The organism is Sphingobium limneticum (assembly GCF_008710165.1).
Lineage (GTDB): Bacteria > Pseudomonadota > Alphaproteobacteria > Sphingomonadales > Sphingomonadaceae > Sphingobium > Sphingobium limneticum.
This window is the reverse complement of the sequence record NZ_VYQA01000005.1, coordinates 118,143-142,882: the sequence shown is the minus strand read 5'-3', so window position 1 is coordinate 142,882 and position 24,740 is coordinate 118,143. Positions and strand designations below refer to the sequence as shown.

General features: G+C 65.5%; 20 protein-coding genes. 12 read left to right on the top strand and 8 right to left on the bottom strand.

The window, feature by feature from the left end:
• On the top strand, positions 1-948 hold the full coding sequence (locus F4U95_RS08645; protein ID WP_150425371.1) for a D-isomer specific 2-hydroxyacid dehydrogenase family protein: 948 nt from the start codon (positions 1-3) through the stop codon (positions 946-948).
• A gap of 139 nt (positions 949-1,087) precedes the next feature.
• Here the strand turns inward: F4U95_RS08645 and F4U95_RS08640 are convergent, their stop codons facing one another.
• Positions 1,088-1,924, bottom strand: coding sequence for a LysR substrate-binding domain-containing protein (locus F4U95_RS08640; protein WP_120250292.1), 837 nt, complete (start codon positions 1,922-1,924; stop codon positions 1,088-1,090).
• A 401-nt stretch (positions 1,925-2,325) separates the two neighbouring features.
• Here F4U95_RS08640 and F4U95_RS08635 point away from each other — a divergent pair, with 401 nt between their 5' ends.
• From F4U95_RS08635 to F4U95_RS08585, 11 genes are all read left to right on the top strand, one after another.
• Positions 2,326-3,051, top strand: a complete 726-nt coding sequence (locus tag F4U95_RS08635; protein ID WP_197716448.1) for an ABC transporter permease — start codon at positions 2,326-2,328, stop codon at positions 3,049-3,051.
• A 2-nt stretch (positions 3,052-3,053) separates the two neighbouring features.
• The gene (locus tag F4U95_RS08630) at positions 3,054-3,836 is read left to right on the top strand and encodes an ABC transporter ATP-binding protein (protein WP_150425370.1); all 783 of its coding nucleotides are present in this window, start codon (positions 3,054-3,056) and stop codon (positions 3,834-3,836) included.
• The gene (locus F4U95_RS08625; protein WP_150425369.1) at positions 3,833-4,456 is read left to right on the top strand and encodes a cysteine dioxygenase family protein; all 624 of its coding nucleotides are present in this window, start codon (positions 3,833-3,835) and stop codon (positions 4,454-4,456) included. Before F4U95_RS08630 ends, F4U95_RS08625 begins: the two co-directional genes overlap by 4 nt.
• Positions 4,453-5,715 carry a rhodanese-like domain-containing protein gene (locus F4U95_RS08620; protein WP_150425368.1) on the top strand — a complete coding sequence of 421 codons (1,263 nt, stop codon included), beginning with the start codon at positions 4,453-4,455 and terminating at the stop codon, positions 5,713-5,715. Before F4U95_RS08625 ends, F4U95_RS08620 begins: the two co-directional genes overlap by 4 nt.
• A gap of 124 nt (positions 5,716-5,839) precedes the next feature.
• Positions 5,840-6,928: an LLM class flavin-dependent oxidoreductase gene (locus tag F4U95_RS08615; RefSeq protein WP_150425367.1), complete on the top strand. Its 1,089-nt coding sequence runs from the start codon at positions 5,840-5,842 to the stop codon at positions 6,926-6,928.
• 3 nt (positions 6,929-6,931) lie between these two features.
• Positions 6,932-7,900 carry an ABC transporter substrate-binding protein gene (locus tag F4U95_RS08610; RefSeq protein ID WP_150425366.1) on the top strand — a complete coding sequence of 323 codons (969 nt, stop codon included), beginning with the start codon at positions 6,932-6,934 and terminating at the stop codon, positions 7,898-7,900.
• 121 nt (positions 7,901-8,021) lie between these two features.
• Positions 8,022-10,601: a TonB-dependent receptor plug domain-containing protein gene (locus F4U95_RS08605; protein ID WP_150425365.1), complete on the top strand. Its 2,580-nt coding sequence runs from the start codon at positions 8,022-8,024 to the stop codon at positions 10,599-10,601.
• A complete protein-coding gene (locus F4U95_RS08600) occupies positions 10,564-11,541 on the top strand; it encodes an ABC transporter substrate-binding protein (protein ID WP_211364653.1) in 978 nt (325 codons plus the stop codon). Before F4U95_RS08605 ends, F4U95_RS08600 begins: the two co-directional genes overlap by 38 nt.
• 82 nt (positions 11,542-11,623) lie before the next feature.
• Positions 11,624-12,415: a class II aldolase/adducin family protein gene (locus tag F4U95_RS08595; RefSeq protein ID WP_120250283.1), complete on the top strand. Its 792-nt coding sequence runs from the start codon at positions 11,624-11,626 to the stop codon at positions 12,413-12,415.
• A 15-nt stretch (positions 12,416-12,430) separates the two neighbouring features.
• A complete protein-coding gene (locus F4U95_RS08590; RefSeq protein ID WP_150425363.1) occupies positions 12,431-13,780 on the top strand; it encodes an LLM class flavin-dependent oxidoreductase in 1,350 nt (449 codons plus the stop codon).
• Positions 13,781-13,882: 102 nt separating this feature from the next.
• Positions 13,883-14,545, top strand: coding sequence for a redoxin domain-containing protein (locus F4U95_RS08585; protein WP_246171540.1), 663 nt, complete (start codon positions 13,883-13,885; stop codon positions 14,543-14,545).
• A gap of 32 nt (positions 14,546-14,577) precedes the next feature.
• On the opposite strand, the gene F4U95_RS08580 is transcribed toward F4U95_RS08585, so the two are convergent.
• The 7 genes from F4U95_RS08580 to F4U95_RS08550 form a co-directional block, all read right to left on the bottom strand.
• A complete protein-coding gene (locus tag F4U95_RS08580; RefSeq protein ID WP_150425362.1) occupies positions 14,578-14,964 on the bottom strand; it encodes a 4Fe-4S dicluster domain-containing protein in 387 nt (128 codons plus the stop codon).
• Positions 14,961-16,556 (bottom strand): FAD-dependent oxidoreductase, encoded by a 1,596-nt coding sequence (locus F4U95_RS08575; RefSeq protein ID WP_150425361.1) that lies wholly within the window; start codon positions 16,554-16,556, stop codon positions 14,961-14,963. Before F4U95_RS08575 ends, F4U95_RS08580 begins: the two co-directional genes overlap by 4 nt.
• Complete coding sequence (locus F4U95_RS08570) at positions 16,553-17,905, bottom strand: LLM class flavin-dependent oxidoreductase (RefSeq protein ID WP_120252074.1); 1,353 nt, start codon at positions 17,903-17,905, stop codon at positions 16,553-16,555. The genes F4U95_RS08575 and F4U95_RS08570 overlap by 4 nt, the downstream gene beginning before the upstream one ends.
• Before the next feature lie 106 nt (positions 17,906-18,011).
• Entirely contained in the window at positions 18,012-18,689 is a 678-nt protein-coding gene (locus F4U95_RS08565) for a DOPA 4,5-dioxygenase family protein (RefSeq protein WP_150425360.1), read from the bottom strand.
• Between the two features lie 356 nt (positions 18,690-19,045).
• Entirely contained in the window at positions 19,046-22,267 is a 3,222-nt protein-coding gene (locus F4U95_RS08560) for an efflux RND transporter permease subunit (RefSeq protein ID WP_150425359.1), read from the bottom strand.
• A gap of 3 nt (positions 22,268-22,270) precedes the next feature.
• Positions 22,271-23,428: an efflux RND transporter periplasmic adaptor subunit gene (locus tag F4U95_RS08555; protein ID WP_150425358.1), complete on the bottom strand. Its 1,158-nt coding sequence runs from the start codon at positions 23,426-23,428 to the stop codon at positions 22,271-22,273.
• Between the two features lie 2 nt (positions 23,429-23,430).
• The gene (locus tag F4U95_RS08550; RefSeq protein WP_150425357.1) at positions 23,431-24,699 is read right to left on the bottom strand and encodes a TolC family protein; all 1,269 of its coding nucleotides are present in this window, start codon (positions 24,697-24,699) and stop codon (positions 23,431-23,433) included.
• Positions 24,700-24,740 lie beyond the last annotated feature (41 nt).

The window sequence follows — 24,740 nt, the reverse complement described above, 5'->3', positions numbered from 1 at the left end:
ATGTCATTGATCATCGCCAGCCAGCTTGATGCCGATTTCAACCAGGGGCTCAGCCAGCATCCGATCGCGCCGACCCTGATCGACGTGGCGGAGGATGAACCCTGGGCTGCCGCTGCCCAGGCGGATCTGCTGTTGATCCGTCCGTCGCCATCCTGGCGGCAGCCGTCCATTCAACGTCCTCCCGCCTGGCCGGGCCGGCTGAAATGGGTCTATAGCGCGTCGGCCGGGATCGATTTCTATCCGCAATGGCTGCTCGACGCGCCGCTCGTCACCTGCGGCCGCGGCGTCGCGTCGGACGAGATTGCCGACTATGTCATCGCCGCCATCTACGCCCATGCCAAGAATCTGGAGGCGATCACCGCCCGTTCGCGCGCGCAATGGGTCAACGTTCCGCTCGGCCGGGTATCGGGCACCACGATCGGCATCGTCGGTCTGGGCGCCATCGGTCAGGCTGTGGCGAAACGCGGTCTGGCGCTGGACGCGCAGGTCGTCGGCCTGCGCCGCACGGGTGGGCAATCGGGCATCAGCGGCGTGGAGCATGTCGGCGACATCGACACGCTGGTATCGCGCGCCGACCATATCATCATCGCGGTGCCAGCCACGCCGCAGACGCGGCACCTGTTCGACGCGGACCTGCTCGCCAAGGTGAAGCCCGGTGCGCATATCATCAACGTCGCGCGCGGATCGGTGATCGATCAGGACGCGCTGATCCAGGCGCTGGACGGGGAGGGCGGACCCGGCTTCGCGACGCTGGACGTCACCGATCCCGAACCGCTGCCCGAGGGGCATCCGCTCTACACCCATCCGCGCGTGCGCCTGACGCCGCATGTCTCCAGCAACCATACGCTGGTGCGCCATCGCCTGCTGGAGAAGGTGCGCGACGATATTTCGCGTTTCGCGCGAGGCGAGGCGCCGAGCGACATCGTCGATCCGGCACGGGGATATTGAGGGCAGTAGAGGAGGCGATCCTCTGATTGATATGTAGCGGTCCCCGGCGAAGGCCGGGGTCCAGTTCAGACGGTGGATCTGGACCCCGGCCTGCGCCGGGGAACGTGAAGCTACAAGTTCACATAACGGCTTGTCGCTATCAGAGCGCCTCGACCGTCTCCCGCGCCAGTTCGGCCAGCCGGTTCGCGGCCTTGTCCAGTTTGTCGCCCGACCGCAGGATCGCGGCCACGCGCGGCAGCGGTGGCAACCGGTCATGCTCCAATGCCTGCGTCTCTTCCAGGAACAGATGCGTGCGGCATGTCACGCCCAATCCTGCGCCCACGGCGGCCTTCAACGTCGCCAGATTGGGCGTCTCCACCGCGATGCGCCATTGCAGCCCTGCATCCTCCAGCGCCCGGATCGCGGCTTCGCGGAAGCGGCACGGCTCTTCCAGCACGGCCAGCGGAATGACCTCCCGATCGACCAGATGCGTGTCGCCATACCAGCTCATCGGCGCGACCGTCACCGCATGCGCATCATTGGGCGCAGCAAAGCCCAGCACGATATCCAGCTCCCGCCGCTCCAGCAGGGCCTGCAATTCCGCTGTCCCGGCCACGCGCGCATAGATTTGCGCATCGGGGTGCAGTTCGGCAAAGCGCGACAACAGCCCGGACAGCAGCGTGTCGGCGAAATCCTGCACCATGCCGATCCGCGCCGGCCCGGCGAAGCGCCCGGCGCTGACCGCGGCAACCGCCTCGTCATGCAACAACAGCACGCGCCGCGCATAGTCCAGCAGTACCGTGCCCGCCGCCGTCAGGTTCAGCCGGCGCCCTTCGCGCAGGAACAGCGTCTGCTGCACCAGCTCCTCTAGCCGCTTGATTTGCAGGCTGAGGGCGGATTGCGTCACGAACACCTGTTCCGATGCGTTGAGCATCGACCCGGTGTCTACGATGGCGACGAAGCTGCGCAACAAATTGGTCGGCAAATTGACCGGCACGATGAACCCCTTGATTTTTCGAAATGGGAGGAACCGATCCGATGCCGGAAACGGAATATGGCTTATCGCCGATGCTTATATATCAATCAAAATAGTAGAGATTTAAAAGCCCGAGGAAAAACTTGGCCAGAACGAGCCATGCCCGGAAAACCGCCTATTCCGGCGACAATGCGCCCAGCAACGGCGGTGAAATGCCACCTATGATCAATGCTGATAGGTCGACCAAGAAAAACTTAATTGAAACGGTAGACAATACATGATGGGCTTGTCCGCAGTTAGATAAAGGGCCGGACATGGCGGTTTTGACGATCAATGATACATCACAGGCGGCGCGGGGCCGGTCGGCATCGACGCGCCGGCCTTTCTCGCTGTCGCGCTTCGGCGGGCGCTGGCTGTCGCCGGTGCTGCTGCTGCTCTTGTGGGAGGCCGGCTCGCGGATCGGCCTGATCCCGGAGCGGACACTGGCGGCGCCGTCCGCTGTGCTGGGCACCCTGCTGGAGATGGTGATTTCCGGCGAACTGCCCTCGAACCTGCTGGTGTCCTTCGCCCGCGTCGCGGTCGGCCTGCTGATCGGCGTTGGTTTGGGCCTTGCGCTCGGCCTGATCGCCGGCCTGTCCCGCTCGGGCGAGCTGGCGGTCGATCCGCTCATGCAGATCAAGCGTACCATTCCCGCGCTGGCGCTGACCCCGCTCTTCATCGTGTGGTTCGGCATCGGCGAAACGCCCAAGGTCGCGCTGATCGCCTTCGGCACCATTTTCCCGGTCTATCTCAACCTCTATAGCGGCATCCGCAGCGTGGACCTGCGCCTGCTCGATGCGGCCAAGAGCTTCGGCCTCAGCCGCTGGGAGCAGATCTGGCACGTCGTCCTGCCCTCGGCCCTGCCGCAACTGCTGGTCGGCCTTCGCTACGCCTTGTCGGTGTCGATCCTGGTGCTGGTCGTGGCGGAGCAGATCAATGCCTCGGCCGGCCTTGGCTACCTCATCAACAATGCCCGCGATTTCATGCGGACCGACATCATCGTCGTCTGCCTCATGGTCTACGCCATTCTCGGCCTCGGCGCCGACTGGCTGGTCCGTGCCATCGAAGCCCGCGCCCTGATCTGGCGCCCCAGCATAGTGGAGCAATAAGCATGAACGCTCACCTCGGTTTTTCCACGGTGGACCTTGCGGCTCACCAGTCCCACCCCGAACCCGTCGTTCGCCTGCGCGACTTTACGCGGCGCTTCGGCGCCAACACCATCATCGACGGTCTGGACCTCGACATCGCACCGGGTGAATTCATCGCCGTGCTGGGCCGCTCCGGGTCTGGCAAGACCACGCTGCTGCGCACCCTGGCTGGCCTCGACGAGGTGCGTGGTCAGGATGTGGAAGTCCCCGACTCCCGCGCCGTCGTGTTTCAGGATGCGCGCCTGCTGCCTTGGAAACCGGTGTGGAAGAATGTCTCGCTGGGCCTCAAAGGCAATAACGGCCGCGATCGCGCCGAAGCGGCGCTCAAGGAAGTGGGCCTCGGCCATCGCCTGGACGCCTGGCCGCTGACCCTGTCGGGCGGCGAAGCGCAGCGCGTGGCGTTGGCCCGCGCCTTGGTGCGCGAACCCAAGCTGCTGCTGCTGGACGAGCCGTTCGCCGCGCTCGACGCGCTGACCCGCTACCGCATGCACGACCTCGTCCTCTCGCTCTGGCGCGCGCACAAGCCCGCCGTGCTGATCGTCACCCATGATGTCGAAGAAGCGATCGCGCTCGCCGACCGGGTGCTGGTCCTCGACAAGGGCCGGATCGTCGCCGAAGAACGCATCACCGCCCCGCGCGGCGAGCGCGCCAGCTTTGCCGGCCGCCTGCGTGAAAAGCTGCTGTCCCATCTGGGCGGCGACGACCATGGCGAGGGCGTCGTTCCCTTCGCTATCGCTGCCGAATGAGCGCGCTTGCCGCCCTCGACCGGCCGGTGACGGCACCCAACACGAACCGCCTGCGCGGTTTCGTCACGGCCTTCGCCGACCTGCTGGCCGCCACCCGCGACGAGCAGGCTATACTGGAAAGCGGCCGCGCCTTGCTCAGCCGCCTTATCGCCACCGACGACTGGCTGCCTGACGAATTCGCCCAGCCCAATCCCGACCGCTACCAGCAATATCTGCTCCACTGCGATAGTCGGGAACGGTTCAGCGTCGTCAGCTTCGTCTGGGGACCGGGCCAGTCCACGCCGATCCACGACCATAGCGTCTGGGGCCTGATCGGCATGTTGCGCGGGGTTGAGAAGGTGGAAAGCTTCCGCCGCCTGCCCAGCGGCGCGCTGGTCGATGAGGGCGAGGAACTGCTGCACGAAGGGGAGGTGGATGCCGTCTCCCCGCGCATCGGCGACATTCACCGCGTCACCAATGGCCTGTCCGACCGGCCCTCCATCAGCATCCATGTCTATGGCGCCAATATCGGCGCGGTCGAGCGCGCGACCTATGCCCTCGACGGCACGCCAAAGACCTTCATTTCGGGTTACGCCAACAGCGTGATCCCCAACCTCTGGGACAGATCGAAACAGTCATGACCACCGACACGCTGGACAAGATTCAGACCGCCACGCCGCAGGATATCCGCCACGCCCTGCTGGTGGGCAGCGAAATCGCCGTCATCGACGTGCGTGAGGAACATGAATTTGCGCAGGGCCACCCGCTCTTCGCCGCGCAGATCCCCTTGCGCCGCATCGATGAGGAAGCCCGCTGGCGCATCCCGCGCCTGGCGACGCCGATCATCGTCTATGACAATGGCGAAGGGTTGGCGCACAAGGCCGCCGTCCGCCTCGAAGCGCTTGGCTATACCGATGTGCGCGAACTGGATGGTGGCCTGTCGGCATGGCGCGACGTCGGCTACGAACTGTTCGAGGATGTGAACAGCTATAGCAAGGCATTCGGCGAACTGGTCGAACATCGCCGCCATACGCCCAGCCTCGCCGCCGAAGATGTGCAGGCGCTGATCGATGAAAAGGCCGACATCAAGATCCTCGATGCCCGCCGCTACGACGAATATAATACGATGAGCATCCCGACCGGGACCAGCGTGCCCGGCGCCGAACTGGCGCTGCGGGCCCGCACCATCGCGCCGGACCCGGACACGACCATCATCGTCAACTGCGCCGGCCGTACCCGCTCCATCATCGGCACACAGTCGCTGGTCAATGCCGGCGTGCCCAACAAGGTGTTCGCGCTGCGCAACGGCACGATCGGCTGGACGCTGGCCGGGCAACAGCTGGAAACCGGCCAGACCCGTGTCGCGCCGGAAATCGACGATGTCGCGACGCAGGAAGCCCGCACCCATGCCCGCGACGTCGCTTATCGCGCCGGGGTCAAGCGGATCGGCTGGGCGGAAGTGGAAGCGTATAAGGCTGACACGGCCCGTACCCTCTACCTCTACGATGTGCGCCAGCCGCGCGAATATGAAAGCGGCCATCTGCCCGGCTTCCGCAATGCGCAGGGCGGCCAGCTGGTACAGGAAACCGACCATAATGCCTCCGTGCGCGGCGCCCGGATCGTCGTGACCGATCCGACCGGCGTGCGCGCGGACATGACGGCCTCCTGGCTGGCGCAGCTGGGTTGGGACGTATCCGTGCTGGATGTCGACTGGTCGGCGGCGACGCTGGAAAGCGGCCCGGACGGCGCACCGTCCCCGCGCGGACCGGAGGGTCGCTACAAGCGTCCCTATGAAGGCACCGACAACAAGGCCGCCGCCATGCAGGCCTATCTCGATTGGGAATATGGCCTCGTCGCCCAGCTGGAGCGCGACGGCACCCACGGCTTCTACGTGATCTAGTTCCCGTTGCCCGTTCGTTTCGAGCGAAGTCGAGAAACAGGAAGCCTTGCGCTTGCCGCTTCTCGACACCCTCGAAGCGAACGGATCGGGGCAATGTCTCGCATCAATTTCAAGGAGAGCAACCATGAGCGTCAAGTTCATCGGCTATATAGGCTTCAACAACGGGTCGGAAACGCAGGCGGCGGTGCGCAGCCGTGCGCTCGACACCGACTATGTCAACGCAGCGGCCAAGGCACAGGAAGAGGGCGGCTTCGACCGCGTCCTCATCCCCTTCGGCTCCAACAGCCCGGAAAGCCAGATCGTCGCGGCCCACGCCGCAGCCATCACCACCAAGCTCGGCTTTCTGGTCGCCCATCGTCCCGGCTTCACCCAGCCGACGGTCGCCGCGCGCCAACTGGCGACGCTGGATCAGCTGTCGGGCGGCCGCGTCGCCGTGCACATCATCACCGGCGGCGCCGATGAAGAAATGGCGCGCGATGGCGACACCAAGACGGTGAAGGCCGAACGCTATGCCCGCACCGACGAATATCTCAACATCCTGCGGCAGGAATGGACGGAGTCCAAACCCTTCGACCATCAGGGCAAGTTCTACGACATCCGTCAGGCGTATAGCGCGATCAAGCCCGACAATCTGCCGGTCTTCTTCGGCGGATCGTCGGAAGAGGCGATCGACGTCGCCGGCCGCCATGCCGACGTCTATGCGCTGTGGGGCGAAACGCTCGAAGCGGTGCAGGACACGGTGCGCGCCGTGCGCAAATCGGCCGCCCGCTACGGCCGCGATCCGGGCTTCTCGCTTTCGCTGCGCCCGGTGATCGCCGATACGGAGGAAGCCGCCTGGAAGCGCGCGGCGGAGATCGAGGAGCAGGTGCGCGAAAACCGCACCGCTGCCGGCCTGCCGATCACCGGCCATCGTCCGCCCAATGTCGGCGCGCTGCGCCTGCTGGAAACCGCCAGCGCCAATCGGCAGGACAAGCGTCTGTGGACCGGCGTCGCCGCGCTGACCGGCGCGGCCGGCAACAGCACCGGCCTGGTCGGTACGCCCGAACAGGTGGCCGACGCCATGCTCGATTATTATGACATCGGCATCGACCATTTCCTGATCCGCGGTTTCGATCCGCTGGGCGATTCCATCCTCTACGGGCAGGAATTGCTGCCGGTCGTGCGCCGCCGGGTTGCAGAGCGCGAGGCGGCCGGCCTCGCACTGGCGGGCTGATCCATGCCTAAGAAAAACGTCGTCATCCTGTCGGCGTCCCTTATCGCGGTGGCGGGCCTCGGCCTTGCCGCCGCGACTTTTAAGGGCAGCGATGAAAAGGTCTTGCGGGTCGCCAATCAAAAGGGGCAGGTGAAATCCATGATGATCGCATCGGGCGTGCTGAACGGCGCGCCCTATACGGTCGAATGGTCGGAATTTCCCTCGGCCCAGCCTTTGCTGGAGGCGGTCGGCGGTGGCGCGGCGGACTTGGGTCTGGCCGCAGACGCCCCCTTCATCTTCGCCTATCAAAGCGGCAGTCCGGTAAAAGCGATCGGTGTGCAGGCGCCCGCGCAACAAGCCGGCGAAGCGCTCGCCATCCTGGTCAAGAACGGATCACCGCTCAAAAGCGCGCAGGATCTGGTCGGCAAGTCGGTGGCGACTACGCGTGGGTCGATCGGCCATCATCTGCTGCTTCAGGCGTTGGAGCGCGCCCATATCCCGGCCGACAAGGTGCGCGTCACCTTCCTGCCGCCGGGCGACGCAAAGGCCGCCTTCGACAGCGGATCGATCGACGCCTGGGCGATCTGGACGCCCTATACCAATGTCGCGATCAAGGAAGGCGCGCGCGCCATCGTCGATGCGAAGGACTATGGCCTGCCCATCTATATCGACATCGCCCATGCCGACAGCATAGCGCCGAAACGCGCGCTGCTAGCCGACTTCCTGCAACGCGAGGCGAAGGCCGTCGCCTGGGCGCGCGCGCATCCTGACGATTTCGCGCAGGTGCTGGCGAAGGAAACCGGACTCCCGCTCGACATCGCCCGTGCCAGCTTCGACCGCAACAACCGGGTGTCGCAACCGATCGATGCCAAGATCATCGCGCATGAGCAGGATATTACCGCGCGGTTCCGCAACGCCGGGCTGACGGACGGCAAGCGCGACGTCGCCCAGGCCTTCGATTCCAGCTTCGGAAAAGCGGCCCTGAAACAATAAGTTTGAATGGGCAAAGATCATCTAAACTTTAGCGATACTCATGGATCTGGCTCCAAATTCATTTCTCAACTAAAGAAGTAGAAAATACTGAGGCCCCAAGAATTGTTGGGGGAATATGTCCATGAAGAACGCCGCTCTCTATCTCGCCTCGTCGGCGCTCACGGCTGTCGCACTCGCTGTCTCACCGGCGTCGGCACAGTCCGTCAGCCCGCCCGATGATGCCGCCGCTGCGGACGCCGGGACGATCATCGTCACCGGTGTTCGCGGCGCACCGCGCACCATCGCCGAAAGCCCGGCGCCTATCGACGTCGTCAGCGCGGACAAGCTGCAGGCGACCGGCGCGGCGGAGTTCGGCGAAGCGCTGTCCAAGCTGCTGCCCTCGCTCAATTTCGGATCGACCCATGCCGGCGTCTTTTCGGTCGGCCGACCCGTCACCAACCGGGGTCTGGCGCCGGCCTATACGCTGGTGCTGGTGAACGGAAAGCGCCGGCACAACGGCGCCTTCCTCAACAATTCGACCACCGACACGTCGGGCGCCAACCCGGTCGATGTCGATATGATCGCGACCAGCGGCATCGACCGGATCGAAGTGCTGAAAGATAGCGCCGCCGCCCAATATGGCACCGATGCGATTGCTGGCGTCATCAACATCCAGCTGGCGCAGAAGGAAGGGCTGAGCGGCGATTTCACCTATGGCACGCTCTATTCGGCCAATGGCAAGCCGGATAGCTGGAAAGGCACGTTCCGCTACGGCACAAAGATCGGCGACGATGGCGGCTTCCTGACCGTTAGCGGCGACATTCGGAAACGGGGCGGCGCCTGGTGGAATCTGGCCGCGACTGACGCCAACCTTTACGGCCTTCCATCGGGCCGCACGATCGACCAAGTGGTGGCCTCCAGCGGCCTGACCCGCGCGCAGGTGGAGGCGAACATCGCCGACGCCAATGCCCGCAACGCCGCCTGGAACCGCGACGGCGCCCATAATGGCGACCCGCAGATCAAGGCGTTCAACTTGGGCTATAACGCCCAGCTCCCGGTGACGGACAACGCGACCCTCTACAGTTTCGGCACCTATGGCGAGCGTGACGCCCAGATCGGCAACAATTTCCGCCGCCCCAACAGCACCGCCAATTTCACTGCGCTTTTTCCGAATGGCTATTATCCGCTCAACAATATCGACGAGACGGATTTCCAGTTTGTCGGCGGTCTGAAAGGGACGCTGATCGGCTGGGACTATGATATTTCCACCTCCTTCGGCCGCAACGCCAGCCGGCAATTTTCCAAGCTCTCCATCCGCCCGTCGCTCGGCCCGGACAGCCCGACCACTTGGCCCAATCTGGCCAATTTCGAATTCCGCCAGTGGACCCACAATGTCGATCTGCATCGCGAATATGACATCGGTTTCGCCAAGCCTTTGCAGGTGTCGATCGGCGGCGAATATCGCCTAGACCGTTTCCGCACCTTCGCCGGCGATCCGCTCGCCTATCAGCCGGCAACCTACACGTTCCAGCCGGGCGACCAGCAATATGACTGGAATGTCGGCCGCGTCGCCTCCCCGGTGGTGCAGGGCGCGATCGTCCTGTCGCCCGCCGACGAAGCCGACATCAGCCGCAAAGTCTATGCCGGCTATATCGACCTTGGCCTTTATCCGACCGACGCCTGGTATATCGGCGCGGCGTTGCGGGCCGAACATTATAGCGACGGCTCCGGCAGCCCGATCGGCCTGAAGCTCAACAGCCGCTATGAAATCTCCCCGGCGCTCGCCATTCGCGGCACCGTGGGCACCGGCTTCCGCGCGCCGTCGCTGACACAGATCGGCTATGCCCAGACGGACGGGCGCACCTCCTCCTTCTTCAACGCGGCGACCGGCCAGACCGAACTGCGCCCGACCGTCGCAAAGCTGGTGACGGCGGACAGCAATGTCGGCCAGTTGCTCGGCGCCAAGCCGCTCAAGGCGGAAAAGACCTGGAATGCGGGCCTTGGCATCGTCTTCACGCCCTTGCCGACGCTCTCGATCACGCTCGATGGCTATTATATCAAGATCAAGGATCGGATCGAGCGCACCGGCCGCCTGTTCGGCACCGGCATTTCCGCGATCCTGGCCGCCAACGGCCTGTCCGATGTGGAGCAGGCGGAATATTTCATCAACGCCGCCGATACGGAAACGAAGGGCTTCGACCTCGTCGCCGACTATTCGACCGGCTTGGGCGATTTCGGCAAGCTAGGCCTCACCTTCGCCTTCAACTATAGCAAGACCAAGGTGACGGACATCGTCGCCACCCCGGCGCAGTTGTTCGCGGCCAATGGCACGTCGCTGCTGGGCGCCGGCTCGGTCTTCTTCGGCGGGGACAAGATCGGCGAGCTGGAAGTGCTTCAGCCGCACACAAAGCTGGTCAGTACGCTGAACTGGAGCAAGGGCATTTTCGGCTTCAGCCTGACCAACACCCGCTACGGCAAATATACGCAGCGCACCGCCGCAGGCGATGACCGCTATTTCGGCGCGAAGATCATCACCGACGCCAGCATCAGCGCGAAGGTGACGGACTTCGCCACCCTCTCGGTCGGCGCCACCAACCTGTTCGACGTCCGCCCCGAAACCAACGGGCCGGGCAATCCCCAGACGGGGCAGGGCTATTATGGCCCATCGCCCTTCAACCCAGCGGGTGGCTATTATTATGGGCGGATCGCTCTTGCTTTCTGATCGACGCACGTTCCTTGCCGGCGCCGCCGCGCTCGGCCTTGCCGCCTGCGGTGGGACCGGGAAGGCCGCACGGACGAAACTGGTCCTGGGCGATCAGGTCCATCTCCTCCAGTCGAAGGCGGAGGCGGCGGGTACGCTCAAGCATCTGGCTTATGATATCGAATGGGCCAATTTCGTCGGTGCCGCGCCCTTGCTGGAGGCGCTCAATGCCGGGGCGGTCGATACCGCGCCGGCGGGCGACCTGCCGGTGGTGCTGGCGGCGGCGGCCGGCGCCCCGCTCAAGATCGTCGCCGCTTCGGTGTCCTCCACCCGCGACATCGCCATCATCGTGCCGCCCGGTTCGCCGATCCATAATGTCGCGGGCCTTGCCGGCCACCGCGTGATCGTGTCCAGCGCGCGGGGCAGCATCTCCCATTATCTCCTGCTCGAAGCGCTCAAGGAGGCGAAGGTAGATCGCAAGGCCGTCGATATCGGCTTCATGCTGCCCAATGACGCCGCTGCCGCCTTCGCGGCCGGACGGATCGAGGCCTGGGCGACCTTCGGCACCTATCAACTGGCTGCGGAGCAGCGCGGCGCGCGGGTGCTGCGCGACGGGCAGGGGATCAACACCGGCCTGCTCCTGATCGCAGCGTCGCAGGCGGCGCTGGACGACACTGCCAAGCGGGAGGCGCTGACGAACATGCTCGGCCGCTTCCGCACGGCCGGCCAATGGGCGCAATCGCATAGCGAAGCCTATGCCGGCGTCTTTGCCAAGGCGACGGGCGTGGACCCGAAGCTGGCGAAGCTGATCGTGGATCGACAAAGTTCGGTTCTGGTCGCGCCCGACGCTGCCGTCATCACGCCGCTGCAACGCGTGGTCGATCGCTTCCATGCCGATGGCGAATTGCCCGTCCATATCGACGTCGCAAGGATCGTCGACGCCAGCGTCTTCCCGGCATGAGCGACGCTCGTCCATCCATCAGACATTCTCATTGGGCGGCTCCCTGCCGCCTGCCTACATTTGCCCATAAAGGAGCATCCCCATGGCCACAGTCCTGAAAGACGATCGTTTTCGTGCACCCGGCATCAGCGAAGCGGAATGGAAGGTCCGCGTGGACCTCGCCGCTTTCTATCGCCTGTCCGCCCTCTATGGCTGGGACGATTTTCTCTACACCCACATCTCGGCGCGCGTGCCGGGACCGGATCATCATTTCCTGATCAACCCGTTCGGTCTGATGTTCGATGAAATCACCGCGTCCAGCCTGGTGAAGGTCGATCTCGACGGCAATGTCATCGGGGACAGCGACTATGGCATCAACTATGCCGGCTATGTGATCCATTCGGCGATCCACGCCGCGCGCGACGATGCCCATTATATCGCCCATTTCCACAGTGCCGACGGCATGGCCGTCTCCGCCCATGCCGAAGGGCTGCTGCCGCTCAACCAGCGCGCGCTCGCCCTCATCCCGCGCATTTCCTACCATGACTATGAAGGCGTGGCGCTCAACCTGGACGAGCGGGAACGCATCGTCGCAGACCTCGGCGATACCAAGGTGATGCTGCTGCGCAATCACGGCACGCTGGCGCTGGGCGCTTCGCCCGGTGAAGCGTTCAGCGGCATCTATCATCTGGAGGAAGCCTGCAAGGCGCAGGTCCGTACCCTGTCCATCGGCCGCGACAATGTGCTGATCGCGCCTGAAGCGGCGCAGGAAGAAGTGCGCCGCCAGATCAGCCGCGAACGCAAGCCGGTCGAAGGCGGCAAATCGCATCACGACCTGGTCTGGGAAGCTGCGTTGCGCAAGGCGGGCCGTCATTCGCCCGGCTTCGACGCGTAAGGACAGGGTAGGGGCATGTCGCAACGCCAGTTGAAACTCGGCCTCGTCCCGACCGGCGTGGGCGGCCCCGGCGACAGCAATCGCTGGCTGGACACGGACATTCCGATCGACGCCAGCGTCAATATCGACTGGTATATCGATGTCGTGCGCCAGGCGGAGGCGGCAAAGTTCGACCTCGTCTTCATCGTCGACAGCCAATTCATCACCGCCAATTCGCCGCCCCATTATCTTAACCGGCTGGAACCGCTCACCCTCCTGTCGGCACTGGCCGTGGCGACCAGGCATATCGGCCTGGTCGCTACGCTCACCACATCCTATAACGACCCGTTCAGTCTCGCCCGCCGCTTCGCCTCGCTCGACCTGATCAGCAAGGGGCGCGCCGGCTGGAATGTCGTGACCAGCGGAGACGCCGGCACGGCCGGCAATTTCAGCCAGCCAGAGCATTTCGACTATGACACCCGCTATCGTCGCGCGGTCGAGTTCCTTGATGTGGCGCGGGGCCTCTGGTCCAGCTGGGAAGAAGGCGCACTGGTCCGCGATCGCGCGACCGGCCAATTTCTCGACCCCGACAAGCTGCACCGGCTGGATCACAAGGGCGAATTTTTCCAGGTCGTCGGCCCGCTCAATCTCCAGCGTTCACCACAGGGCGAGCCGGTCATCTTCCAGGCGGGCGACAGCGATCAGGGCCGCGATCTGGGTGCCGGCATCGCCGACGCCATCTTCACTCACGCCGCCACGATCGAGCAGGGGCAGGCCTTCTATGCCGACCTGAAAGGCCGGGCCATACGCCAGGGCCGCAACCCGGATGAGATCGTCATCCTGCCCGGCTTTACCGTCTATGTCGGCGATACGGATGAAGACGCGCAGGATATCCAGCGCCGCTATCGCGAGCTGGACCAGAGCTTCGATCAGGCGCTGGCCGAATTCGGCCGCCCGTTCGGCTGGCATGATTTCCGCCAATATGATCCCGACGCCCCCTTCCCGGTACAGGCGCTGGAAGCCGCGAAGAACAGCTTCTACACGCAGGCCAAGGCGGTCACGGATCAGGCCGTCGAACAGGGACTGACCCTGCGGCAGGCGGTCGAGCGGGCGCGGGCCGGGCGCGGCAGCCCCTTCGTGGGATCGGCGGAAACGGTCGCGAACGAGATTCAGCGCTGGTTCGAAGGGCGCGCGCTCGACGGCCTCAACGTCCATCTGGGCCATCCGGCGCAATTCAAGCGTTTCGTGGCGGAAGTGGTGCCGATCCTTCAGGAACGCGGCCTGTTCCGCACGGACTATGAAGCGGACACGCTGCGCGGCAATCTGGGCCTGCCGATCCTGCCCAGCCAGCACCGGCGGGAGGGCCGCCGCCGCGACGCAGCCTGAGCCAATCGCCTGAAACTATGAAAAATCTTCGATCCTCATCCGCCAACTCTCATTGGCGGTGATCGCCTACGCTTGCCATCATGGCCTCAACTCCAGGAGATCATGATGGCCACACTTCTCATTGAACCGCTCAAGGATCGTTTCGCCGCGTTGCAGGCGGATCGGGCGCGCAACTGGGCGCCGGCACAGCTGGAGGCCAATGCAGCCGTGCGCCGCCAGCTTGTCGATCGGTTCGACCCTGCCGATGTGGCGCAGCCGGGCGACAGCCTGCCGCCCTTGTCCTTCACGCAAGTCGGCGGCGATACGCTGACGCTGGACGCGCTGACCGCCGAAGGGCCCGCGCTGCTGCTCCTCTTCCGCTTCGCCACCTGCGCGGCCGACAATATCGCCTTGCCCTATTATGCGCTGGCGCTGGCGCCGGCCTTGGCCGATCGCAACATTCCGCTGCTGGCGCTCAGCCCGCAAATCCCCGATCGCCTGCGTGAGATCAAGCAGCGCCACGGCCTGCCTTTCCCGGTCGCGACCGATGCGGATAATGGGCTGGCGCGGCTGCTCAACGTTGCCTTCCGCCCCGAAGATCGGCCTTCGCCGCCGCCGGCCGGCTGGATCGGCGAAGTGACCGGCACCGATAGCTGGGAATTGCCGCAACCCACGGTGCTGCTGGTGGGGCCAGGCCGGATCGTCCAATGGCTGCATGTCAGCCCCGACTGGCTGGACCGACCAGAGGCAGCGGACATTCTTCGCCAGATCGACAGCAGGGTTTGAGATGAAAAGGGGGCGGAAAACGCCCCCTTTTCTTATCCCCGATCGGCCTTGAAGGCGGCATAGCGCCGCGTGGCGATCTCCGCCCCTTCGCGCAGCAATGGTCCCAGACGCCAGAAATCGCTGAGATGCCCTTCGCCGGGTGCAGCGTCCTGATCCCATCCATAATCATGGCGCAATCGCCCCAGCTGGCCGCCGTCCAAAATCCCCTGCGGCGTGATGGTCGGCCGGGCCAACTGGTCGGGATCGACATAGATAGCATCGGACTCGCAATAGAGCTCGCACATATAGCAGGTCTGGCACTGGTCGATCCGGGCGATCACCGGGGCACCATCCGTCCGCGCGTCCAGCACATGGGTGGGGCAGGCGGCAACGCAGCTATTGCAGCCGTCGCACCGCTCCTCGAAAATATGGGCGATCATGCGGCGACTTCCTTCAATTGGGTCTGGGGTGTGGCGTGATCGAAGCGGGTCCAGACTTGCTCCAGCCCGCCCGTCAGCAGACGTCGGGCCTGCGCCGGATCGACCAGCGGCCTGTCCTCGCGCATATGCAGCCCCCGGCTTTCATCGCGCGCCAGTGCGGCTGCCCCGACCCAGCGTGCGCTGGCCAGCATCGCCGCCTGCTCGCGCAAGGCGACCCGGCCCAGACCCCCGGCATGGCCATGGTCGGCCATATCCCGCCAAAGATCATCGAGCCGTTCCTGCGCCGCTTCCAGCTTGGCGGCGCTGCGCCAGAGCGTCCCGTCGAAGGCGATGGTGAAGGCCTGCACGGCCGGAACCACAGGCGTCAGGTCGATGGCGCGCACGGTCGCAGCCGGCCGCAATCCTGCCCGCCCAATCGCCTTGCCGGGTGCGGCTTTACCCATCCGTAATGCCGCCAGCGCGGCCGCCTTGCCAGCCACCCGGCCGGATGTCAGCGCCCAGGCGGCATTTTGCGCGCCGCCGCCGCTGGTCGCCCCGGCGATCAGTTCACGCGTCGCGCAATCGCCCACGGCATACAGGCCCTCGACGCTGGTGCGGCAATCCTCGTCGATAATCTGCAAGCCCCCGGTCCCGCGCACCGTCCCCTCACCAAACAGGCGGATGGGGAAGCGATTTTCGAACAGGTCGATCCCGCGCCGCTCGAAGGGCGGCAGCGATGCCGGCTGGATCCGCCGCAATAATTGCTTCAGCAGGTCCGGCGCATCGCTCAGGTCCGCCAGCACCGGCCCGGCATCCATCGCTCGCGCCAATGCCTTCAAATGCGCAGCCTCGCCGCTCATCGGCGGCGGCACGTCCAGTTCCTGCCCCTCCGCATCGAAAAAGCGCGCCGCGAAATAGGGCAGGGTACGCGTCGAATTCCAAGCCGGCGACAGCGAATAGGAGGCGGAAAATTCCATGCCCGACAGCACGGCCCCGGCCTCCGCCGCCATCAGCAGCCCGTCGCCGGTATTGCCATGGCTGCCGATCAGCCCCGACCGGAAAGCGCAGCCACCCGTCGCCAAAATCACCGCCGGCGCGCGCACGCGCCAGTCGCGATCGTCCAGCCGTGCATGTCCCGCCGCGCCGACGATGGCGCCATCGCCATCCTGCAACAATTCCAGCGCCGGATGATGGTCCAGGATCGTCACGCCCCGATCGACCGCAAAGCGGCGTAGCGCCCGCATATATTCCGGCCCGCGCACGCCCGAATAGAAAGTGCCGCCCTTCCCATCGGTATCGAACGGATAATAGGGCGTCAGTTCGGGCAGCGCGCGCCATGTCTCCTCGATGATCCGCGCCATCCAGTCGCGCTCGGCCAGGTCGAAGGCGCGCGCATGCCGCTCCTCCACCGCCTGCGCCCGCTTGTCCGGCGCCACCCACCAATGATTGGGCCCGCCCGTCGCCGTGACGCCGCTGGTGCCGACAAAGCCCTTGTCTGCCAGCACGACGCGCGCCCCGGCTCGCGCGGCCGATGTCGCCGCCCAGCATGCCGCCATCCCACCGCCGATGATCAGCACATCGGCGGTCAGGTCCAGCCCGTGCGGCTCGCTCATTCGGCCGCGATCGCCTGGGTCTGCCGCGCCGCCTCGCTATGGCGGTTTTCCGGCACCGGCAGGCCCAGATGGCTGCGCAGCGTGTCGCCCTCATAATCCGTGCGGAACAGCCCGCGTTCTTGCAGGATCGGTACCACCCGCTCACGGAACAGCGCAAAGTCGCCCGGCCGGGTGACGCGCAGGATGAAACCATCTGCGGCGCGGCCGACAAACCAGCGTTCGATTTCCGCCGCGATGGTTTCGGGCGATCCCACGAAATCGGACTTCCACTGGCCGAACCGATAGGCCGCCTGCCGCAACGTCAGCTTTTCCTCGGCGGCGACGCGGATGATGCGCTCGGCCTGCCCCTTATAGCTGTTGAGCGTCACGCCCGACAGGTCGGGGAAGGGGGCATCCAGATCATAGACGGAAAAGTCATGATAGTTGAACGCCCGGCCCACCTGCGTCAGCAGCTTGCCGATATCCAGCGCGCCCTGCGCCGCGGCGGCGATGGCCTGTGCTTCCTCGTCGGTTTCGGCGATGGTCGGCACCAGCCCCGGTAGTACCTTGATCAGGTCGGGGTTGCGACCCAGCGCGGCGGCCCGCGCCTTCAGGTCCGCATAATAGGCTCGGCCAGCCTCGAAATCCTGCGACGCGGCAAAAGTACCCTCGGCGATCGCCGCGCCCAGATTGCGGCCTTCGCTGCTGTCGCCCGCCTGGAAGATGACCGGCTGCCCCTGCTTCGACCGGCTGAGCGCCAACGGCCCGGCGACCGAAAAATGCGCGCCCTTATGATCCAGCCTATGCTGCTTGCTCTTGTCCAGGAAAGTCCCCGTCGCCCGATCGCGCGGGAAGGCGTCATCCTCATAACTGTCCCACAGGCCCTGGACGACGTCCACGAACTCACGGGCGCGGGCATAGCGGACCTTATGGTCGAAATGCTCCTCCCGCCCATAGTTGCGCGCCGCGCCCTCAAGGCCCGTCGTCACCACATTCCATCCGGCGCGACCCCGACTGATCTGGTCGAGCGAACCGAACTGGCGCGCCACATTATAGGGTTCCCAATAGGAGGTGGTCAGCGTGCCGACGAGGCCGATATGGGATGTCGTCGCCGCCACCGCCGACAACAGGGTCAGCGGCTCCAGCCGATTGAGGAAATGCGGCGCCGTATCGGGCGTGATGTAGGGAGAATCGACGATGAAAACGAGGTCGAACTTGGCCTGTTCGGCAAGGCGCGCATGCTCGATATACCAGTTGATGTCGATGCTGGCATCGCTGGGCAGGTCGGGATCCTGCCAACTATGATGGTCCGCGCCGACGCCTTCCAATATCGCGCCCAGATGCAATTGCCGCTTTGCCTGCTCCACCATCTTCATATCCTCATATCTGTCAGAGGATCAGGCTAGGCGCACTGCATCGCCCTGAATAACGAGGGCTGCTCAATCGCTGCTGATTTTGTCCAATATTGCGGACCCTTCATCCGCGCTCGATCGCAATGGTCGGACGGGTGTTGGGATAGATGCGTTCGACTGCCGGTTCGCCCGCCGCCAGATCCGGCTTCTTCATCCCATAGGCGTTGACCGGCTGCGACCGGTTCACCCACAGCGCATAGTGAAGATGGTCGGCGCGCGGATCGTCCGTATTGGGATGGATCAGGATCGTCAGCCCCAGGCTGTTGAGTTGCAGCCAGGGCAGGATGACCGGCTGCAAATCGGTGCCGAAACCGAAATAGAAGGACGGCGTGACATGCGGGCCGCGCGGTTCATGGTTCCAGTTGCCCAGTTCGATGGCGAACCGGTCGGCCGACCATTTGCGGATCAGCACGGCCTTTTCGTAACTGTCCTCATCGAAATAGATATGCGCGTGATAGCTTTTGATGTCGGTAAAGGCGCGCGGCCGGTCCGGCAGGCCATTTTCCTCACCCGGACGCACCGATTTGGGGCGCCGGGTCGGCCCCCGGTCCGTTTCATAACCCCAGGGGCTTTTGCCGGTCCGCGCGGCGACGGCGGCGGGGGAGAGTTTGGGCGTCGGCTCGGCGGCAAAGGCCTGCCCCCCGATCAGGCCGGCTGTCGCGGCGATCCCGCCGCCGCGCAGCAGGTTACGGCGGCTTGGCGACAACAGGTCGGCCCAATGCTGGTCTACAGGATCGGTCATATCATGTCTCACATTGTCTGATGGGCTTGGCGACCTGCGCAATGTCTCCAGCGCCGGGCGGACGATGATGAGACAGCGACATGGACAGGTCTTTCGCAGGACGGGACGGATAAAGGACGACGACGCTTCCCGGCTGATCTCCGGGTCGCAATGAAGGGAAGGGGGGAAGCGTCGTCGTAGGAGGGCGACGCCCATCAACCGCAAAAGGGCACACGGTGCAGGGCGGAGCCGAACGGATCGTCTGTCTGATGGCCATCCCTTTTCTGGCCGGAAACTGGTCCGCCGGGGGAGCAGTCCTTCCCCCGGCGGTTATTTATCTACTAATATGGTAGATTATTGAGACAATCGAGTTTTGCTCATGGTTGGGTGGCTACCGCCAAACTACTGTCCAACTCGCCGTCTCGCTTGCGCCGCTGTGCGCCATAGCGGGCATAAAGGGTGGGCAGCACGAACAATGTCAGCAGGGTCGCCGACAGCAGCCCGCCGATCACCACCGTGGCCAGCGGCTTCTGCACTTCCGCGCCAGCCCCACTGCCGATCGCCATGGGCACGAAGCCCAGGCTGGCCACCAGCGCGGTCATCACTACCGGCCGCAATCGCTGCACCGCGCCCAGCCGCGCCGCCTCCAGCCTATCCATGCCTGATCGCATCAGATCCTGGATCGACGACAGCATGACCAGCCCGTTCAGCACCGCGATGCCGGACAGAGCGATGAAGCCCACCGCCGCGCTGATGGAAAAGTCCATGCCGCGCAGAAACAGCGCCAGCACCCCGCCGACCAGCGCCATCGGCACGCCGGTAAAGACGATCGTGGCGTCCCGCACCGACCCCAGCGCGGCATGCAGCAGCAACAGGATCAATATGAAGCAGGCCGGCACCACCAGCATCAGGCGGTCGCGCGCCGACGCCAGATTTTCGAACTGCCCGCCCCATTCCAGATAGCTACCCGCCGGCAGGCGGACGTCCTTCGCAATCGCCGCCTGCGCATCCTGAACCACGCTGGAAATGTCGCGGCCCCGGACATTGGCCTGCACCACGACGCGGCGCTTGCCATTTTCGCGGCTGATCTGGTTCGGGCCGTCGATCACCCGGATCTGCGCGACGCTGGCCAGCGGTACGAAGCCGCCGCCCGCGACCGGCATCTGGATCTGGGCGAGGGCAGGCAGGTCGGCCCGCTGCGTGTCGGACAGGCGGATGACCACCGGAAAGCGCCGGTCCCCTTCGAAGATCATGCCCGACGTCCGCCCGCCGATCGTCGCGGTCACCACATCCTGCACATCCTGCGCCGTCACGCCGACCCGTGCCATCGCATCGCGATCGACGCGAATGTCCAGCATCGGCAGGCCGGCGGTCTGCTCCACCTTGACGTCGGTGGCGCCCTGCGTCTTGCGCAGCACGGCGGCGATCTTGTTGGCCGTGCGGTTCATGGCGTCGAAATCCTCGCCGAACACCTTGACCGCCACGTCGCCGCGCACGCCCGCGATCAGTTCGTTGAAACGCATCTGGATCGGCTGGGTGATTTCATAGGCATTGCCCGGAAACTGCGCCAGCTTGCCCTCCAGTCGCGCAATCAGATCCGCTTTGCTCAGGCGCGGGTCGGGCCATCGCTCACGCGGTTTCAGGATCACGAACATGTCGGTGGCGTTGGGCGGCATCGGGTCGGATGCCAGTTCGGCCGTGCCCGTCTTGGAAAAGACGAACTGCACTTCGGGCTGCTTGCCGACCATCTGCTCGATCGGCTGCTGCATCGCCTGGCTCTGCTGCACCGACGTCGCCGGGATGCGCAGCGCCTGGATCAGCAGGTCGCCCTCATCCAGTTGCGGCAGGAACACCTGCCCCAGCGACAGGAAAGCCGCAACCGCGACCGCGCAACCGGCGATGCCCGCGCCGATCGTCACCGTCGGCCGCCGCATCGCCCGATCGAGGCCAGGCTCGTAACGCGCCTTGAGCCAGGCGATGATCCGCCCGTCCTTCTCCTCGACCCTGTTCGACAGCCAGATGGCGATCGCGGCCGGCACGGCGGTCAGCGACAGGATGAAGGCGAAGGCGAGCGCGATGATGACCGTGGCGGCCATCGGCACGAAGCTCTTGCCCTCCACCCCGGTCAGCGTCAGCAGCGGCACATAGACCAGCATGATGATCGCCTGCCCATAGACGGACGGCCGGATCATCTCCCGCGACGCCAGCGCCACCATATGCAGCCGCTCATTCTTCGTGAGCAGCCGGCCCTGCCGATGCTGTGCTTCGGCCATGCGGCGCAGCGCATTTTCCACGATGATGACCGCGCCGTCGACGATCAGGCCGAAATCCAGTGCGCCCAGGCTCATCAGATTGGCCGACACGCCGATCTTCAGCATGCCAAAGCCGGTGAGCAGCATCGTGACCGGGATCACCATCGCCGCGATCAACGCCGCGCGCCAATTGCCGAGCAGGGCGAACAGCACGACGATGACCAGCAGCGCGCCTTCGGTCAGGTTCTTCGCCACCGTCCCGATCGTGGCGTTGACCAGCGCGGTGCGATCCAGCACCGGCTGCACGATCACGTCGGGCGGCAGGGATGCGTTGATGCTCTTCAGCCGATCGGCCACGGCGGTCGCGACGGTCCGGCTATTCTCGCCGATCCGCATGACGGCGGTGCCGACCACGACTTCGGTGCCATTTTCCGACGCCGATCCCATCCGCACGGCCTGACCCGTCTTCACGGTCGCGACCTGGCCCAGCGTGATCGGCACGCCCCCGCGCGTCGATACGACGATGCGCGACAATTCGGTGGCGTTGCGGATCAATGCGTCGGATCGCACCGCCAGCCCCTCGCCATTGCGGTCGATGAAGCCGCCGCCTACGGCCGTGTTGTTGCGCTCCAATGCGGTGCCAAGGTCGGTCAGCGTCAACCCCAGCGCGGACAGCCGCTGAACATCGGGAATGACCATATATTGTTTGCTGTACCCGCCGATCGCGTCGATCCCGGCCAGCCCCTTGGTATTTTTGAGCAACGGCGCGACGATCCAGTCCTGCGCCGTGCGCAAATAGGTCGCCTTGTCGATATCGGTGGTCAGCCGGTCGCCCTCGGGCGTGATATAGCTGCCGTCGGGCTGCATCCCCGGTTCGCCGGGCAGATGCGTGTCGTCGCCGCGATGCTCCAGCCGCACCGTCCACATATAGACTTCGCCAAGGCCGGTGGCGATCGGTCCCATTTCCGGGCTGACCCCGGCGGGCAGGTTTTCGGCCACACCGTTCAGCCGCTCGCCCACCTGCTGGCGGGCGAAGTAGATGTCGGTGGATTCATCGAAGACGGCGGTGATCTGGGCAAAGCCGTTGCGGCTGATCGACCGGCTATGGTCGAGGCCGGCGATACCCGCCAGCGCCGTTTCGATCGGATAGGCGACCTGTTTTTCGACCAGTTCGGGCGACAGGGCCGGGGCGCGGACGTTGATCTGCACCTGATTGTTGGTGATGTCGGGCACCGCGTCGATCGGCAGGCGGTGCAGGGCGATGCCGCCGATGACGGCGGCGATGGCGGTCAGCAGCAGGACGAGCCAGCGCTTGCGGACCGCCCAATTGACGATAGGGGCGATCATGGCTCAATGATCCTCATGCGTGGCTTCGCCCTTGCCGAGTTCGGCCTTGAGCGTGAAGCTGTTGGTGGTGGCGATCGTTTCGCTGCCTTTGAGGCCCGACTTGATGATCACCATCGCGCCGCTGGTCTGGCCCAGTATGACGGGCACGCCCTGGAAACCGCCGGGCGTCCGCACGAAGACCATCGGCTTGCCCTCGACCGTCTGGACGGCGGTGGAGGGCACGGCGATCGCCTTGTCGCCGCCTTCGTCCGATAGCTGCACGGCCGCCGTCACCGGCTCGCCCGCGCGCCACTGGCCATCGCGATTGTCGAGGATGGCGATCACCGGCACCAGCCGCGTCTGCGCATCCAGCACCGGCGACACGAAGCGCACCCGTGCATTCGCCTGACGCCCGGCCGCCGTCACCGTGACGCTGTTGCCCGGCTTCACCCGCCCGGCATCGGCCGGCTGCAACTGGAGCGAGAGCGACACGGTGGACAGGTTGGCGACGCGATAGAGTTCGGCATTGGCATCGACCGTCTGGCCCAGCGCCACGCTGCGCGAAATCACCTGCCCGGACGCCGGCGCGACGATGCCGATCCGGTTGAGGCCGCCGCCACCGCCGCCGGTCGCGGCCAATTGGCCCGTCGCTTGGTTGTAGGCGATGCGCGCTTCCGTCGCAGCGGTGCGGGCGGCGATCAGATCCTGCTGCGGCGACACGCGCTGCGCGAACAGCCTTTGTTCGCGGGACAGGTTGCTGTTGGCCAGCGCCAGCCGCGCGCGCGAAGCCTCGACCTCGCCCTTCATCAGCGCCGCTTCCCGGCTTTCGATCACGGCCAGCGTCTGGCCGCGCCCGACCGTCTCGCCCAGATTGCGGGTCAGCGACACGATCCGCCCGCCGATCGCGGCGGACACGACCTGCATCGCCTGCGGATCGCTTTCGATCGTGGCGGGCAGTTCCAGCGTGCCGGACCCGCCGATGGTCGGCCGTCCGATCTGGATCGCGGCCGACCGGATCTGTTCGTCATTCAGGACGATCTTGCCCTCATCTTCATGCCCTTCCTCGCCATGCTCTTCTTCCTTGGCGGCCGTGGCATTGCCCGCCTCCGTCCCGCCACCACAGGCGGCCAGCATCAGGGCGAGGGGGACCGGCAGCAACGCCGCGCACATAGTCTTTTTCATGGTCAATATTCCTCCTGCGGCGCGGGAGCGGTGAGCCGCTCCAACCGGGCCTGGGCATTATGATGGGCGGCCAGCGCGTCGATCGCGGCCAGGCGGGTGTCGGCCAGCGTCCGCTCGGCATCGAGCAGGTCGAGCTGCCCGAACTTTCCCTCGCGGTATCCGATGCGGGCGATCCGCGCGGCCTCCTGCGCGGCGGCCATCGCCGGCCCCTGCGCATTGCGGGCCAGCGTGGCGGTGATGTCCGCTTCGGCCTGCGCGTCGGTGATGGCCTGCTCCACGTCCAGCGCAGTCATGCGCTTCTGCGCCTGCGCCATCTGCTGCTGCGCCCGTACCTGCGCCACGCCGGCCCGGCCGGCATTGAACAGCGGGATGGGCAAGGAGACGCTGAACACCGCCGCCACATCGTTGGTGGCCGACAGGCGCCGCACGCCCGGCCCGACCGTCAGGTCCGGCACGCGCTGCGACCGGGCGAGGCGGACGCCGGCATCGGCGGTGGACAGGTCGGCATCGGCCGCAGCCATCGCCAACGTACCGCGACTGTCCAGCTGCTGCGGCCCCTGAACCGCGACGGGCAGCCGGTCGAGCAGCCCCTCGTCCAGCGGCGCATCGACCGGCTGGCCGATCCGCCGGACCAGATTGGTGCGCGCCGCCATGGCCAGCCGCAGCGTCCGGTCGGCATTCGCATGCGCATTCAGGCGGGCGACATCGGCACGCTGCTCCTCGATCGGGGAGGCACGCCCCGCCCGGACCCGCAGCGCGGCGGCATCATAGGCGTTGCCGGCAATGCGCAACTGATCGGCGGCGATCGTGCCGCGCCGTTGCGCCGCTACCGCCTCGATATAGAGCAATGTCACCTGAAGCCGGACATCGGCCTGCGCGATCGCCGCGCCCAACAGGGCACGATGTGCCTGCGCATCGGCCACCGCCACGCGCGCCGGCCGCTTGCCGCCCAGTTCGATGGGGATGCTCAGCCCGACCGTGATTTCGGCCTGATCGAAACCATTATAGGCGCCCGATCCGCCGACATTTTCCAGCTCGGTCTGGATGGTGGGATTGGGACGCAGGCCCGCGACGGTACGCGCGGCCTGCGCCGCCGCCACGCCGGCCTGTGCGGCATCGGCGGCGGGTGCGCTGGCGCCGGCCGCGCTCAGCGCCTGTTCGAGGGTGAAGGCTATGGCGGCAGGAGCGGATGTCGATGCGACATCCGTCTGCGCCTGCGCCATCGCGACGCAGCTTGTGGCGGCCCAAAGGACCGCGATGATCTTGTGCATGGGAAACTATCCTGATCGAATCGCATCAGGCCGCGATCCGC

Coding starts and splice junctions, on each gene's coding strand:
- F4U95_RS08645 (WP_150425371.1), top strand. CDS start 1: ATGTCATTGATCATCGCCAGCCAGCTTGATGCCGATTTCAACCAGGGG.
- F4U95_RS08630 (WP_150425370.1), top strand. CDS start 3,054: ATGAACGCTCACCTCGGTTTTTCCACGGTGGACCTTGCGGCTCACCAG.
- F4U95_RS08625 (WP_150425369.1), top strand. CDS start 3,833: ATGAGCGCGCTTGCCGCCCTCGACCGGCCGGTGACGGCACCCAACACG.
- F4U95_RS08620 (WP_150425368.1), top strand. CDS start 4,453: ATGACCACCGACACGCTGGACAAGATTCAGACCGCCACGCCGCAGGAT.
- F4U95_RS08615 (WP_150425367.1), top strand. CDS start 5,840: ATGAGCGTCAAGTTCATCGGCTATATAGGCTTCAACAACGGGTCGGAA.
- F4U95_RS08610 (WP_150425366.1), top strand. CDS start 6,932: ATGCCTAAGAAAAACGTCGTCATCCTGTCGGCGTCCCTTATCGCGGTG.
- F4U95_RS08605 (WP_150425365.1), top strand. CDS start 8,022: ATGAAGAACGCCGCTCTCTATCTCGCCTCGTCGGCGCTCACGGCTGTC.
- F4U95_RS08595 (WP_120250283.1), top strand. CDS start 11,624: ATGGCCACAGTCCTGAAAGACGATCGTTTTCGTGCACCCGGCATCAGC.
- F4U95_RS08590 (WP_150425363.1), top strand. CDS start 12,431: ATGTCGCAACGCCAGTTGAAACTCGGCCTCGTCCCGACCGGCGTGGGC.
- F4U95_RS08585 (WP_246171540.1), top strand. CDS start 13,883: ATGATGGCCACACTTCTCATTGAACCGCTCAAGGATCGTTTCGCCGCG.
- F4U95_RS08580 (WP_150425362.1), bottom strand. CDS start 14,964: ATGATCGCCCATATTTTCGAGGAGCGGTGCGACGGCTGCAATAGCTGC.
- F4U95_RS08575 (WP_150425361.1), bottom strand. CDS start 16,556: ATGAGCGAGCCGCACGGGCTGGACCTGACCGCCGATGTGCTGATCATC.
- F4U95_RS08570 (WP_120252074.1), bottom strand. CDS start 17,905: ATGGTGGAGCAGGCAAAGCGGCAATTGCATCTGGGCGCGATATTGGAA.
- F4U95_RS08565 (WP_150425360.1), bottom strand. CDS start 18,689: ATGACCGATCCTGTAGACCAGCATTGGGCCGACCTGTTGTCGCCAAGC.
- F4U95_RS08560 (WP_150425359.1), bottom strand. CDS start 22,267: ATGATCGCCCCTATCGTCAATTGGGCGGTCCGCAAGCGCTGGCTCGTC.
- F4U95_RS08555 (WP_150425358.1), bottom strand. CDS start 23,428: ATGAAAAAGACTATGTGCGCGGCGTTGCTGCCGGTCCCCCTCGCCCTG.
- F4U95_RS08550 (WP_150425357.1), bottom strand. CDS start 24,699: ATGCACAAGATCATCGCGGTCCTTTGGGCCGCCACAAGCTGCGTCGCG.